The 14,148-nt window shown below is 32.0% G+C and carries 16 protein-coding genes; 8 read left to right on the top strand and 8 right to left on the bottom strand.

Going from position 1 to position 14,148, the window contains the following annotated elements:
- Positions 1-82: 82 nt before the first annotated feature.
- Complete coding sequence (locus Q0998_RS05190; protein WP_299667162.1) at positions 83-208, bottom strand: hypothetical protein; 126 nt, start codon at positions 206-208, stop codon at positions 83-85.
- Between the two features lie 62 nt (positions 209-270).
- Positions 271-798 (bottom strand): RNA methyltransferase, encoded by a 528-nt coding sequence (locus tag Q0998_RS05185; RefSeq protein WP_299667159.1) that lies wholly within the window; start codon positions 796-798, stop codon positions 271-273.
- 123 nt (positions 799-921) lie between these two features.
- Here Q0998_RS05185 and mutS point away from each other — a divergent pair, with 123 nt between their 5' ends.
- Positions 922-3,495: a DNA mismatch repair protein MutS gene (gene mutS / locus Q0998_RS05180; protein ID WP_299667156.1), complete on the top strand. Its 2,574-nt coding sequence runs from the start codon at positions 922-924 to the stop codon at positions 3,493-3,495.
- A gap of 101 nt (positions 3,496-3,596) precedes the next feature.
- Here the strand turns inward: mutS and Q0998_RS05175 are convergent, their stop codons facing one another.
- On the bottom strand, positions 3,597-4,862 hold the full coding sequence (locus Q0998_RS05175) for a D-alanyl-D-alanine carboxypeptidase (protein WP_299667153.1): 1,266 nt from the start codon (positions 4,860-4,862) through the stop codon (positions 3,597-3,599).
- 95 nt (positions 4,863-4,957) lie between these two features.
- On the opposite strand from Q0998_RS05175, the gene tatA reads away from it, so the two are divergent.
- Positions 4,958-5,239: a twin-arginine translocase TatA/TatE family subunit gene (gene tatA, locus Q0998_RS05170; RefSeq protein ID WP_299667150.1), complete on the top strand. Its 282-nt coding sequence runs from the start codon at positions 4,958-4,960 to the stop codon at positions 5,237-5,239.
- 457 nt (positions 5,240-5,696) lie between these two features.
- Here the strand turns inward: tatA and Q0998_RS05165 are convergent, their stop codons facing one another.
- From Q0998_RS05165 to Q0998_RS05155, 3 genes are all read right to left on the bottom strand, one after another.
- Positions 5,697-6,338, bottom strand: coding sequence for an O-methyltransferase (locus Q0998_RS05165; protein ID WP_299667147.1), 642 nt, complete (start codon positions 6,336-6,338; stop codon positions 5,697-5,699).
- A 155-nt stretch (positions 6,339-6,493) separates the two neighbouring features.
- Positions 6,494-6,754 carry a hypothetical protein gene (locus Q0998_RS05160; protein ID WP_299667144.1) on the bottom strand — a complete coding sequence of 87 codons (261 nt, stop codon included), beginning with the start codon at positions 6,752-6,754 and terminating at the stop codon, positions 6,494-6,496.
- Between the two features lie 3 nt (positions 6,755-6,757).
- The gene (locus tag Q0998_RS05155) at positions 6,758-7,324 is read right to left on the bottom strand and encodes a sigma-70 family RNA polymerase sigma factor (RefSeq protein WP_299667142.1); all 567 of its coding nucleotides are present in this window, start codon (positions 7,322-7,324) and stop codon (positions 6,758-6,760) included.
- A 185-nt stretch (positions 7,325-7,509) separates the two neighbouring features.
- Between Q0998_RS05155 and panB the strand changes: the two genes are divergently transcribed.
- From panB to Q0998_RS05125, 6 genes are all read left to right on the top strand, one after another.
- Positions 7,510-8,328 (top strand): 3-methyl-2-oxobutanoate hydroxymethyltransferase, encoded by an 819-nt coding sequence (gene panB / locus Q0998_RS05150; protein WP_299667140.1) that lies wholly within the window; start codon positions 7,510-7,512, stop codon positions 8,326-8,328.
- 184 nt (positions 8,329-8,512) lie between these two features.
- The gene (locus tag Q0998_RS05145; protein ID WP_299667137.1) at positions 8,513-9,451 is read left to right on the top strand and encodes a 2-hydroxyacid dehydrogenase; all 939 of its coding nucleotides are present in this window, start codon (positions 8,513-8,515) and stop codon (positions 9,449-9,451) included.
- 25 nt (positions 9,452-9,476) lie between these two features.
- Positions 9,477-9,935: a DUF1801 domain-containing protein gene (locus Q0998_RS05140; protein WP_299667135.1), complete on the top strand. Its 459-nt coding sequence runs from the start codon at positions 9,477-9,479 to the stop codon at positions 9,933-9,935.
- Between the two features lies 1 nt (position 9,936).
- Positions 9,937-10,323 carry a VOC family protein gene (locus Q0998_RS05135; RefSeq protein WP_299667132.1) on the top strand — a complete coding sequence of 129 codons (387 nt, stop codon included), beginning with the start codon at positions 9,937-9,939 and terminating at the stop codon, positions 10,321-10,323.
- Between the two features lie 26 nt (positions 10,324-10,349).
- Positions 10,350-10,787, top strand: a complete 438-nt coding sequence (locus Q0998_RS05130) for a hypothetical protein (protein WP_299667129.1) — start codon at positions 10,350-10,352, stop codon at positions 10,785-10,787.
- 9 nt (positions 10,788-10,796) lie between these two features.
- Positions 10,797-11,195, top strand: coding sequence for a DoxX family membrane protein (locus Q0998_RS05125; RefSeq protein ID WP_299667126.1), 399 nt, complete (start codon positions 10,797-10,799; stop codon positions 11,193-11,195).
- 143 nt (positions 11,196-11,338) lie between these two features.
- Here the strand turns inward: Q0998_RS05125 and Q0998_RS05120 are convergent, their stop codons facing one another.
- Complete coding sequence (locus Q0998_RS05120; RefSeq protein WP_299667123.1) at positions 11,339-12,196, bottom strand: class I SAM-dependent methyltransferase; 858 nt, start codon at positions 12,194-12,196, stop codon at positions 11,339-11,341.
- A 60-nt stretch (positions 12,197-12,256) separates the two neighbouring features.
- The gene (gene mnmG, locus Q0998_RS05115; protein ID WP_299667121.1) at positions 12,257-14,134 is read right to left on the bottom strand and encodes a tRNA uridine-5-carboxymethylaminomethyl(34) synthesis enzyme MnmG; all 1,878 of its coding nucleotides are present in this window, start codon (positions 14,132-14,134) and stop codon (positions 12,257-12,259) included.
- Positions 14,135-14,148: the final 14 nt, after the last annotated feature.

The raw sequence follows: 14,148 nt of genomic DNA, 5'->3' as shown, positions 1-14,148 counted from the left end.
TATATCTTGTCCTTCAAATTGTTCCATTATCCTAGTTTTATTGACTTAAATATACGGAAATTAAATGACTAACTCAACAATATTATTTATTTTTATTTGGATCATCTTCTCCATCACCACCTTCGGTTCCATCTTCTCCAGTTTCTACATCTCCAGTAGGGTTTAAATTCATTGTAATTTCTTCTAAATGTTCTTCTTGTAATTTCATTGTATTGGGGTTTTATGTTTAAGGCTCTAAAAATAGTTTTTTCGATTTGAAAAACAACTTTTTTATTGCATTTTAGTAAACAAATCCCAAATAACAACACCTGTAGTTACAGAAATATTTAAAGAATGTTTGGTACCTAATTGCGGAATCTCAATACAAAAATCAGAAGCATTTACAACTTCTTGTTGCACACCTTTTACTTCATTTCCCATTACAATTGCATATTTTTGATGTGGAATTGGATGAAAATCGTTCAGTTTTGTACTATTTTCTGCTTGTTCAATAGAAAGTACTTTTACACCTTCATTTTTCAACTTTTCAACCAATTCTAAAGTATCTTCCACATACTCCCAAGCCACAGATGCTGTTGCACCCAAAGCTGTTTTATGAATCTCTTTGTTTGGCGGCGTTGCGCAAATTCCGCAGAGATAGATTTTTTCAATCAAAAAAGCATCTGAAGTTCTAAACACAGAACCAATATTATTTAAACTTCTAATGTTGTCTAAAACGACTATTAAAGGTGTTTTTTTTACGGTTTTAAACTCATCAACTGTAATTCTACCTAACTCGTTATTCTTTAATTTCCTCATACTTTGTGAATAAGTTCACCGTAAACTGCTACTGAATACTGCCTACTAATTTTTATATTCGCAAAACTAACTACAAATTTTTAAACCTTGGCACAATCCAAAGTAAAAAAGGTAACTCCTTTAATGAAACAATACAACGCGATTAAGGTGAAATATCCTGATGCAATGCTATTGTTTAGAGTGGGAGATTTCTATGAAACTTTTGGTGAAGACGCAAAGAAAGCAGCAGGAGTTTTAGGAATTGTATTGACAAAACGTGGCGCAGGAAGTGAAACTGAAACTGCGTTGGCTGGTTTCCCGCATCATTCTTTAAATACGTATTTACCAAAACTGGTAAAAGCAGGAATGCGTGTGGCCATTTGCGATCAATTAGAAGATCCTAAAATGACCAAAACCATTGTAAAACGTGGTGTTACAGAATTGGTGACTCCTGGAGTTTCATTAAATGACGAAGTTTTACAAAGCAAAACAAACAATTTCTTAGCTGCGGTTCATTTTGACAAAAAACAACTCGGAATCTCTTTTTTAGATGTTTCTACAGGTGAATATTTGGTTGCGCAAGGCAATGCAGAATACATCGATAAATTATTACAAAATTTTTCTCCGAGTGAAGTTTTAGTCCAAAAACAACACAAACAACCATTTTTAGAACTGTTTGAAAACAGGTATTATACGTTTTATTTAGACGATTGGGTTTTTCAGAAGGAATATGCCAATGAAACTTTACAAAATCATTTTGAAGTAAAAAGCTTAAAAGGTTTCGGAATTCAGGATGTAAAAAACGGAATTATTGCAGCGGGTGCAGTGTTGTATTATTTGTCTGAAACACGACACAATCAGCTAAAACATATTCAATCTATTGGCAGAATTGCAGAAGACAATTATGTTTGGATGGATCGATTTACCATCAGAAATTTAGAGTTGTACAATCCGAATTCTATAAATGCAGTCACACTTTTAGATGTCATTGACAAAACCATTTCGCCAATGGGCGGACGTTTATTAAAACGCTGGTTGGCACTTCCTTTAAAAAATATTGATGAAATAAAAAATCGGCACGAATTGGTCAAGTTTTTTATAGATTCTGAAGCTTTTTCACAAACGGTAACCTATCAATTAAAACAAATTTCTGATTTAGAACGATTGATTTCTAAAGTGGCCACTGGTAAAGCATCACCAAGAGAAATTGTCTTATTAAAAAATTCTTTAAAAGCAATTTTACCGATAAAAGCATCCGCAGAAAAAAGTACAAACAAAACGGTAAAAGAGCTTGGGAATCAATTGCATACCTGTGAGGATTTGATTGCAAAAATTTCTGAAACTTTGTTTGATGATGCCCCTGTAAACATTAATAAAGGAAATGCAATTGCAAATAGTGTTCATCAAGAATTAGACGATTTACGTGCCATTTCTAACACTAGTAAACAGTATTTAGACGATATGTTACAGCGTGAAACAGAACGCACAGGAATTAGCAGTTTAAAAATTTCTTTTAACAATGTTTTTGGATATTATATAGAAGTTAGAAACTCACATAAAGACAAAGTTCCTGAAGAGTGGACGCGCAAACAAACCTTAGTAAATGCAGAGCGTTATATTACGGAAGAACTAAAGGAATACGAAACGAAAATTTTAGGAGCGGAAGAGAAAATTCAGGTTTTAGAACAAGAAATTTTTTCTAAATTACTACAATATATCATTCAATTTGTACAAAAAGTACAAGAAAATGCCCAAATTATTGCAAAAATTGATTGTTTGCTCTCTTTTTCAGTTCTAGCGATTGATAACAATTATGTGCGTCCGCAAATGGATGAAAGCACAGATTTAGATATTAAAAACGGAAGACATCCTGTGATTGAAAAACAATTGCCAATCGATCAAAATTATATTGCAAATGATGTGGTGTTGAATAGAAATCAGCAACAAATAATTATGATTACGGGACCCAATATGTCTGGTAAATCTGCCATTTTAAGACAAACAGCATTGATTGTTTTATTAGCACAAATGGGAAGTTATGTCCCTGCTCAAAATGCAAAAATAGGAATTGTAGATAAGATTTTCACCAGAGTTGGCGCCAGTGATAATATTTCTATGGGCGAATCTACATTTATGGTAGAAATGAATGAAACGGCTTCTATTCTAAATAATGTTTCTGACAGAAGTTTAATTTTATTAGATGAAATCGGTCGTGGAACCTCAACTTACGACGGAATTTCAATTGCTTGGGCAATTTCGGAGTTTCTACACGAGCATCCATCAAAAGCAAAAACATTGTTCGCAACCCATTACCATGAACTAAATGAAATGACGGCTACTTTTGAGCGCATTAAAAACTTTAATGTCTCTGTAAAAGAATTGAAAGACAGCATTATTTTTCTACGTAAGCTCGTATCTGGTGGCTCTAATCATAGTTTTGGGATTCATGTTGCCAAACTTGCTGGAATGCCAAATATGGTGATTCATAGAGCAAATAAAATACTAGCTCAACTAGAAAAAAACAACAAAAATGCCGAAGTAAAAGAGGTTTTAAAACAAACGCAACACGAAGAAATGCAATTGAGCTTTTTTCAGTTAGATGACCCCTTATTAGAAAATATTCGTGAAGAAATTTTGGCTACGAATATTGATACGCTAACGCCAATAGAAGCGTTGATGAAATTGAATGAGATTAAGCGAATGTTAATGAAGAAGTAGATTAATGTTTATAATATCTAAAAAGATTCTAGTCTTTTTAATCTGAATTATAATTTGGAATGGATGAATCTCACTAAATTCTTAACAATAATTTAAAACAACTAATACGTATCTCTTAACCACTCAAAAGTAGTTTGCATTTTTTCTTTTATCGCATTGTTAGTGTGCATGTAGTGGTTGTTCATATAGCTAAGTATTAATACTTTGCCTGACTTGGTAATTAAATATCCGCTAAGGCTATAATTGTTTCCTAAGGTGCCAGACTTTGCATAGATATAAGGTACTGGATTTCCTGAAAACCAATTTTTTAACGTCCCCGATTCTCCTCCTACAGGAAAAAATTGAAACAATCTTTCTTGTGGAATTTTTGCATACATATCTGTTAAAACTTCAACAAAAGAAATCGGTGAAAACAAATTATATCTACTCAAACCAGAACCATCTACCCAACGTGGTTTCTGCTGTAAATTTTTTAGTTGATGCTCTAAAATGTATGTTCTCGCTTTAGAAGAACTTAAGGTGTCTGATAAAGTAGAGGATGCTAAAATTAAAATTTGTTCTGCTAAAAAATTATCACTTACTTCCATCATTCTTTTAAATAAAGAATCTTTAGGAATGCTATATGTAATGGTAGAAGGCAAAATACTAGAAGATTTTAATATTGTTATTTTATTCGGAGCAATGTCATCCCATAAATTTTTAAGTAATGGAACATCTACAATCATGGGGATTTCTGTTTCACGCTTTCTGTTTTTACTAAAATAAAAATTATTATTTCTCTCTTCTCTCCCATATCCGTTTTCTGTAATGGCTACTTTTTTCTTAAAAAAGTTGGGTGTAACACGTAATGAATCTTCATTTTTAATTGTAACTACATTTCCGTACATAGGAAAAGCACTTCTTTCTGGGCTAAAATAGCTATCAAAATCTTCCCAAGCCCAACCAGGTCCGTATCTTTTATCAGAAATATTATCTAAAATTAAATGAACTTTTTTATAATTTTTTATCTTTTTTAATGCTGTACTATCTTTAAAATAGGGATGTAAAAAGGTAGGATCTCCTGTACCTTTTAAAATAATGGTGTCTTTATTTATAGCATATTTAAAGGCAGGTATAGAATCTGGCAATAACGCTAAGCCTGTAAAAAGCGTAAATATTTTAACATTGCTTGCGGGTGTAAAATACTTTTCTGCTTGGTAATTATAAACCACTTTCTCTGCAGCTACATCATAAATGTAAATTCCTGTAAACTGATTCTTATAAAATGAAGTATTGATATTCTTTGCAAGGTTTCTAGAGATTTTTGTTGTCTTACAACCTGATATCAACAAAGCGGAAATCAATAAAAAAACTAATTTTTTCAACATAAAAAACTGATTTTAAAGGCTTTTAACCTCTAAACTACAAATAAATTCTTTTGTTATCTTTAAATCTTTAATAAATATTTACCTTTGTATAAGTTATGAATACAGTCTTCTTATTTATTAGTGGTCCAGAAATTATGGTTATCATGTTAATTGTGGTAATGGTTTTTGGTGCAGATAAAATTCCTGAAATCGCAAGAGGTTTAGGCAAAGGAATTCGGCAAGTAAAAGATGCTACCAATGATATTAAAAGAGAAATAAAAGACAGTTCGGAAAAAACAGGTCTTAATACAGATATAACGAAAGACATCACCAAAGAAATTGACTCGGTTAAAGACGATATTGATGATTTTACGGGGCCAATTAAAAGACAGTTTTAGTTTCTCCCGAATTTGTCATTGCAAAAGAGGAACGATTGAAGCAATCTCTTTCATAAAAAAGAACAGATTACTTCGACATTTTTTCTACCGTTTATTTTAAAATGTTTAAGAGTTCTCGACTCCGCTACCATTGACGTAGCTTGTAAGTTGCTGTTTTACAGGTTATTAATATATGTCTGGTCGAGCGCAGTCGAGACCTAATTAAAACCTCTCGATAGCTTCGCTATGTACTTTCAATGAAAATGTATTTTCATTTCAGTAATGCTCGAGGAGACATTACGTCATTCCAATCGCTTGATAAAAATTTTTCTCGGGTCTCGAACAGACATGTTTACATCAATTCCTATCACTTAATTAAGATATTCCTCAGGTCTCGAACGAACATATTTACAGATATTTATTCTACCGCTTAATAAGTTTTTCAACATTTCTCGAGTTCTTACAATAGACTAGAAAACTATTTCACTCTACTAATGGTTAAGCCATCTCTAATTGGCAATAAAACGGTTTCGATTCTAGTATCTTGATTCAGTAATGTATTATACGCTAAAAGTACTTTTGTGTCCTCGTCTTTTGGGTCTAATTCTTCCACTACTTTTCCGCTCCATAAAACGTTATCTGATAAAATGATGCCACCAGCATTCATTTTATCAATAATTAAATGAAAGTAATTGATGTAGTTAGACTTGTCTGCATCAATAAACACCAAATCAAATTTTTCATCAATTTTTGGGATAATTTCCAACGCATTTCCAGAGAATTGCTCAATCTGATTTCGGTAACCCGATTTTTTAAAATATTTATTTTGAAGTGTTTCTAATTCTTCATTTTTATCTATCGTAAAAATTTTTCCTTTAGAAGAGAGTCCTTCTGCTAAACAAATGGCAGAATAACCTGTATAAGTGCCAATTTCTAAAATATTTTTTGGTGAAATTAACTTAGAAATCATTGCTAAAACTCTTCCTTGAAAAGCACCGCTTAACATTCTAGGATTTAATACTTTTTGCCAAGTTTCTCTTGTTAATTCTTGTAAAATTTTTGGCTCTTGTTGTGAATGAGCTACAACATAATTGTCTATTTTTTCTGGTAGAAAATGCATGATCTGTTTGGCCGAGCGCAGTCGAGACCTAATTTAAATTTCTTAAAAAAAATATCCCTCTCGACTGCGCTCGAGCGGACAAATCCAAAAATACAAAAAAACGGAACTTATAAATCATAAGTTCCGTTGAAATCTTTTTTAGTGAAGTAAGTACGCTAGTTTCTTTCTTCAAGTACTTTTTTTAACTGATTTTTATCTTCTAAAGACATACAGTGTTTAATTTCTTTACAGCTTTTAGAATAGCCTTTATAAAAGCTAGTTAATCTCATATTCTGTTTTGTATACAATGCGCATATTCTACATCTTATAAAATGAATATTCAATTTTATCAATTCTAAAATTGAAGCTTCTCCATATTGATTTTTATCGCAAATGGTTGTGGCTTCATCGCAGGTTATTTTTAAATTTTTAAACATTTCTTAATTATTAAACCAGTTATCTTCCATGCATTTTCTTAGCTGTGTTCTTGCCCGATGAATGATAACCCATAAATTTGACGAAGTAATATCTAACTCCTTACAGATTTCTTCCGTTTCGAATTCTTGCACTGTTTTCATTCTAAAAACCATCGCATATTTTTCTGGCAAGTTATTGATACAAGCCTCTAATTGATTTCTCAACTCCTCGTTTTCTATATTTTTTTCAGATTGATTGTCCCAACTTTGCGGCACACGTTCTTCAATCCAATTTCCTTCATTTTCTCCACTTTGATAGAAATTCATTCTAACTTCAGCTTGTCCTTTTTTCGAATTAATTTTTCTATAATAATCTATAATTTTTCTCTTCAATATAGAAACCAACCAAGTTCTCTCTGAAGCTTTTCCTTGAAAATTTTTCGCAGATTTTAACCCTGCAAAAAAAGTTTCCTGCACAAGATCTTTGGCTAAATCGCTATTATTAACACGAGAAATAGCATAATTATACAAGTAGTCTGCATAATTATCTATCCATTTATTCGAATTTATAGTATGTTTTTTTTCGGTCATTCTTTTAATAAAGTACCAAATATAATGCTAATTTTTTTATTGTTTTTCTTAGAATTGTTTGTACTAATGATGCTTATAAAACAAATAATTTATCGGGTGCAAATTGTGTTTGCAGCTCTTAAACAATCTGTAATAAGATATCTATTGCTTTTTCTTACTTTTACCACTTTAAATATATAAAAAATATGTCTGTAGCTAAAAAGCAATATAAACGCGTAACGGTAAAATCTTTGGTAGAAATGAAAGCTAACGGAGAGAAAATCTCTATGCTTACTGCCTATGATTATACGATGGCAAAAATTATAGATAGTGCAGGAATTGACGTAATTCTTGTGGGTGATTCTGCATCGAACGTTATGGCTGGTCATGAAACCACCTTGCCAATTACTTTAGATCAAATGATTTACCATGCAAGTTCTGTAATAAGAGCTATAGAACGTTGTTTGGTGGTGGTAGATTTGCCTTTTGGAAGCTACCAATCTGATCCGAAAGAAGCTTTGCGTTCTGCGATTCGAATTATGAAAGAATCTGGCGGACATTCTATAAAGCTAGAAGGTGGTAAAGAAGTAAAGGAATCTATAAAAAGAATTTTAAACGCGGGCATACCGGTTATGGGACATTTGGGTTTAACGCCGCAATCTATCTATAAATTCGGAACCTATACGGTAAGAGCCAAAGAAGAAGAAGAAGCAGAACAATTAATGGAAGATGCTTTACTATTAGAAAGAATTGGTTGTTTTGCGTTGGTTTTAGAAAAAGTACCTGCAGAATTGGCTAAAAAAGTAGCAGATGCTTTAACGATTCCTGTGATTGGTATTGGCGCCGGAAATGGTGTTGATGGCCAAGTTTTAGTGACACATGATATGATTGGTATGACGCACGAATTCCATCCTCGTTTTTTAAGACGTTATTTAGATTTGTATGCAGACATGACAGGTGCTTTTGAGAATTATATTTCAGATGTAAAAAGTGGTGATTTTCCGAATGATAAAGAGCAGTATTAAGAGCCCATCCTAACCTTCCCAAAGGGAAGTAACTTGTTGTGAAAAAATTTAAATAATGATACAAGGACTTTTTGAAACTCATATTGAAGTTCATGAAGGAAAACCAAGACCAGAAAAACGAATTATTTCTTATGAAGAATGGTTTCAATTAAAAAGTCTATAACTTTTCGTATAAAAAACAATTATGAAGATTTTACATATTGATACAAATCACCCGTTGCTACTAAATCAACTCAATGATTTGGGTTTCAAAAATGATGAAGATTATGCATCTTCAAAATCAGCAATTGAAGCGAAAATTCATTTATATGATGGTTTAATTATTAGAAGTAGATTTTCTATTGATAAAAACTTTCTAGACAAAGCCACAAACCTAAAATTTATTGGACGCGTTGGTGCGGGTTTAGAAAATATAGATTGTGAGTATGCAACATCTAAAAATATTGAGTTGATTGCTGCGCCAGAGGGTAACAGGAATGCTGTTGGTGAGCACACATTGGGCATGTTATTATCACTTTTTAATAAATTGAATAAAGCTGATAATGAAGTTAAAAACGGAAAGTGGTTTCGAGAAGAAAATCGCGGAATCGAACTCGACGGAAAAACAATTGGTTTAATTGGCTATGGAAACATGGGAAAATCATTCGCGAGAAAAATGCGTGGTTTTGATGTCCAAGTGCTCTGTTATGATGTAAAACCAAACGTTTCAGACAAAAACTCTATGCAGGTTTCCTTGTCTGAATTACAAGAAAATGCAGATGTTTTAAGTTTACATACACCAGAAACAGCACTTACGAAAAACATGGTAAATGCTAATTTCATCAACAGTTTTAAAAAGAATTTTTGGTTGCTAAATACAGCACGAGGCTCATCTGTGGTTACCAAAGATTTAGTGACCGCTCTAAAAGCTGGTAAAATTTTAGGTGCTGGATTGGATGTTTTAGAGTATGAAAAAACATCTTTTGAAAATCTTTTTTCTGACAATAAGATGCCAGAAGCCTTTACCTATTTAATTCGTTCAGAAAACGTATTATTATCTCCCCATATTGCTGGTTGGACGGTTGAAAGCCACCAAAAATTAGCTCAAACAATTATAGATAAAATAAAACAAAAATTTTACTAACTTGTAAGCATCAAAATTTGATGTTATGCAGTACAAAGCAAATTCTCCAGAAGATTATATAAGGCAAGTTCCTGAAGACCGTCAAAATGCGCTAAAAAAACTACGAAAAACAATTATAGATCATTTACCTAAAGGGTTTGAAGAAGGCATTCAATATGGAATGATTGGGTATTTTGTGCCACATTCAGTATATCCAGAAGGGTATCATTGCAACCCAAAAGAACCGTTGCCTTTTATGAGTTTTGCTTCACAAAAAAACTCCATCAATTTATATCATAGTGGAATTTACGCAATTCCGGAAATTCATAATTGGTTTGTAAATGAATATCCAAAACATGCTACTCGAAAATTAGATATGGGAAAAAGTTGTATTCGTTTTAAAAAAACAGAAGAAATTCCTTTTGATTTAATTGGAGATTTGTGTACAAAAATTTCTCTTAAAGAATGGATTCAAATTTATGAAACGAATATAAAAAAGAAATAAAATGAAAAATAGAGTTACAGGAATTGGTGGTTTATTTTTTAAATCGGAAGATACTAGAGCGGCCAAAAATTGGTATAAAAAACACTTAGGTTTTAAAACAGACGATTATGGTGCCACCTTCTGGTGGAAAGATACAAAAGGAAAAGAAGCCTCTACACAATGGAGTCCGTTTACAAAAGACACCAACTATTTCGAGCCTTCAAAAAAAGAATTTATGTTCAACTATAGGGTTGAAAACTTGGTTGAACTTCTTAAAGAATTAAAGAAAGAAGGGGTTACTATTGTAGGTGAAATGGAAGAATATGATTATGGAAAATTCGGTTGGATTTTAGATAATGAAAATAATAAAATAGAGCTTTGGGAACCCAAAGATCAAGCATTAAAATAATATAATATACTTAAAATCAATTAATTATGAATAAAAAAGAAGATAAATTAGAACCAGAAGAAATTAAAAAAACAATTTCTGAAGAATCTAAAGAAAAAGTAGATAATTTCAAGGAAAAAGCAAACGAAGTGAAAGACTCTGCTAAAGAGAAAGCTGTTGAATTTAAAGAAGATGCAACCAAAGCCTTTGACACTGCAAAGGAAAAAATTAACGAAACTTTTTCTGATAAAAATATGGATAAAGTAAAAGAAAAGTTAGCATCATATACAGAAGAAGCCAAAGAAAAAGTTGCGGAGTTTACAGAAGACGCAAAAGATGTATATGGAGATGTTGCCGAAAAAGCGGCTGAGTTTGCAGGGGAAGCTGCTGAAAGTTTAGCGGATTTGGCAGAAGATGCAAAAGAAGAAATTGAAGAAGCCACTAAAAAAACGAAGAATTTCTTTCAAAGGTTATTTGGTAAATAAAAAACACAGATGAAAATTTTATCAAATTATCCCGCAGAAGTTTTAATTCTCCTTTTCTTAATTGTCACGTTTATTCAATCTGGAATAGATAAACTTTTAGACTGGACAGGAAATGTTTCTTTTATAAAAGAGCATTTTAAAAATTCGCCACTAAAAAATAGTGTTCCTTTCTTATTGGCAATTATTTTAGCCATTGAAATTGTTGCTGGTGCTTTAATGCTTATTGGAGTCTATCAATTATATACTTCTGAAGTCAAAGAGTTGGCAATTTTAGGAATTGAACTTTCCGCAATTACTTTAATTTTTTTATTAATAGGGCAACGTCTTGCAAAAGATTATGCAGGAGCAATGTCCTTAGCGGTCTATTTTATAATAGCAATTTTAGGCATCTACTTGCTAAATCAATAAAAACTATTTAATAAAACAGAATTATAATTATTTTCTATATAAAAACTCCTTAAAACAGCTGTTTTAAGGAGTTTTTAATTTCAATTAAGTGGTTTCCACATTATAGTAGGTTATTATTATAGAATATCCCCTAATATTCGATTTTAGTAGTTTTTTATCACATATATAAGAGAAGAATACTCAGAAGTCTTAATTGCTTTTAAATTAGAAATAAAACCTCTATAAAATGCTTTCGCTGGTTTCATTTTACCTGATTTATATTTTTCGCTTAAAAGAGAAACATAATAGGCATCAAATTTCATGGGTAGTGTTGTATCTACAATCATTTTTATTTCAGAAAAAAGTTTATGAATAGATGTTTGTGAAAAATGCCACAAATGCCTCGGAACATCATAAGCAGCCCAATGTTCTTTATAATATTCCGCGTCACAACTTTTGTAGTTAGGCACTGCTACAATAATTCTTCCTTTCGGTTTTAATATTCGTTTTAAGAATTTAATGGTCTCTTCTAAATCTTCTACATGTTCTAAAACATGCCAAAGTGAAATCACATCAAATTGCTGATTCTTGATTTCTTGGATTCTCTCCATTAAATGAATTCCTTTTTTTTCTGCAATGTTTCTTGCGTCAAAACTTGGTTCAGTTCCAAATACTTCCCAGTGATTATTTTTACAAACTTTTAAAAAATCTCCCGTTCCTGCCCCAATATCTAAAACCGTTTTTGTTTTTGTTTTAAAAGAATTTAATAAAGATAGTTTTTGTTTTAAAGTATGGTTTTTTACAGATTGATACACCTTATCAAAAAAAGATTTTTTACTGTCTGTGTGAGAAATATAATTTTCACTTTTATAATAATTCTCTAGATTCTCAGGAATAGGATAGGTAACCAACATCTCATATTCCTCATTTTTCATTATTTTAAAATGGTTTTGAGAAACCGTATAATCTTTACAATTTAAATAAGGAATTAAATTGTTATAGAGTTCTTTTTCTTTCTCCATATTTTTTTTTCAATTTTTAATATTGTTCCACGAGGAACATTTTGCAATTTTTTTATTTTTCTACCTTCCCATATACACTAAAAGCACTGAAATATCACTAGGAGAAACACCGCTAATTCTACTAGCTTGAGAAATAGAAGTTGGTTTGATCTTGTTTAATTTTTCTCTTGCTTCAAAAGATAAAGATTTTAGTTTGTCATATTTAAAACTGGAGGGAATCACCACATTTTCTAACCTGTTTAACTTGTCTGCGTTGTTTCTTTCTTTCTCAATATAACCAGCATATTTTAAGTCGATTTCTGCTTGTTCTATAATCTCTTTATCAATGCCATTTTCTTCTAGAAAAGCATTTACTTTTGGAATCACTTTAAAGTCTGAAAAATCTAATTGAGGCCTTGCCGCAACTTTATAGAGCTTTACAGATTGATTGATTAAAGCCAAATTCTTTGCTTCTAAAATAGGATTTACCTCTTCTTGCTTTACACTGGTTTCATGTAAAAATTGAATTAATAAATCTGTTTTTTCTTGTTTTTCTACAACTCTATTTAACCTTTCTTGAGATGCCAAACCAAGTTTAAAACCTAAAGGAGTTAACCTTAAATCTGCATTGTCTTGTCTTAACAAAGTTCTATATTCTGCTCTTGAAGTAAACATTCGATAAGGCTCTTCTGTACCTTTAGTAATTAAATCGTCAATTAAAACACCAATATAAGCTTCGTTTCTTTTTAAGATAAAAGGTTCTTTTTCTTGTGTTTTTAAAGCTGCATTTACACCTGCCATTAAACCTTGAGCAGCGGCTTCTTCATATCCGGTAGTTCCATTAATTTGACCTGCAAAAAACAAGTTTTCAATTAATTTGGTTTCTAGTGAATGTGTCAATTGAGTCGGCTGAAAGAAATCATATTCTATCGCATACCCATATCTTAAAAATTTTACGTTTTCAAAACCTTCAATAGAACGGATTGCTTTGTCTTGAATATCTTCTGGAAGGGAAGTTGAAAATCCGTTTACATACATTTCAACAGTTGTCCAACCTTCTGGTTCTACAAAAATTTGATGCCTCTCTTTTGTTGCAAACCGATCTATTTTATCTTCAATGGAAGGACAATACCGAGGTCCTGTAGATTGTATTCTACCATTAAACATGGGTGATCTGTCAAAACCTTCACGCAATAAATCGTGTACCTCTAAATTGGTATAAGTAAGCCAACAAGATCGTTGTTTTTGTAGCGATTTTGTAGTGGGTAAATAAGAAAATTTTTCTGTGATTTCATCTCCAGGTTGTTCTGTCATTTTAGAATAATCCAAAGAACGCCCATCAACTCTTGGAGGCGTTCCGGTTTTCATTCTCCCAGATTCAAAACCTTTGGCTACCAAGTCTTCTGTGATTCCTGTGGAAGCTCCTTCACCTGCCCTACCGCCACCAAAACTTTTATCACCAATATGAATCAATCCGTTTAAAAAAGTTCCAGCAGTTATGATAACTGTTTTCGCTTTTATTTCTAAACCTAAAGCCGTCTTTACGCCAATAATTTTATTGCCATCAAACAACAAACCATTTACAGAATCTTGATAAAAATCTAAATTATCTGTTTGCTCTAACATGGTTCGCCAGCATTCTGCAAATTGCATTCTGTCTGATTGTGCTCTTGGACTCCACATTGCTGGTCCTTTAGACTTGTTAAGCATCTTAAACTGAATTGCTGTTTTGTCTGTAACAATTCCGCTGTAACCACCCAAAGCATCAATTTCTCGAACAATTTGGCCTTTTGCAATACCTCCCATAGCAGGATTGCAACTCATTTGCGCAATATTTTGCAAATTCATTGTAATTAACAATGTATGAGCACCCATATTTGCACTTGCTGCCGCTGCCTCGCTTCCTGCGTGACCACCACCAACTACTATAACATCAAATATTGTTGAAAATAAACTCATTTCTTATAGTTCCA

It is taken from the genome of uncultured Polaribacter sp. (assembly GCF_947501385.1).
Taxonomy (GTDB): domain Bacteria; phylum Bacteroidota; class Bacteroidia; order Flavobacteriales; family Flavobacteriaceae; genus Polaribacter.
The sequence above is the reverse complement of the archived record's forward strand: the minus strand, read 5'-3'. Positions and strand labels throughout refer to the sequence as shown.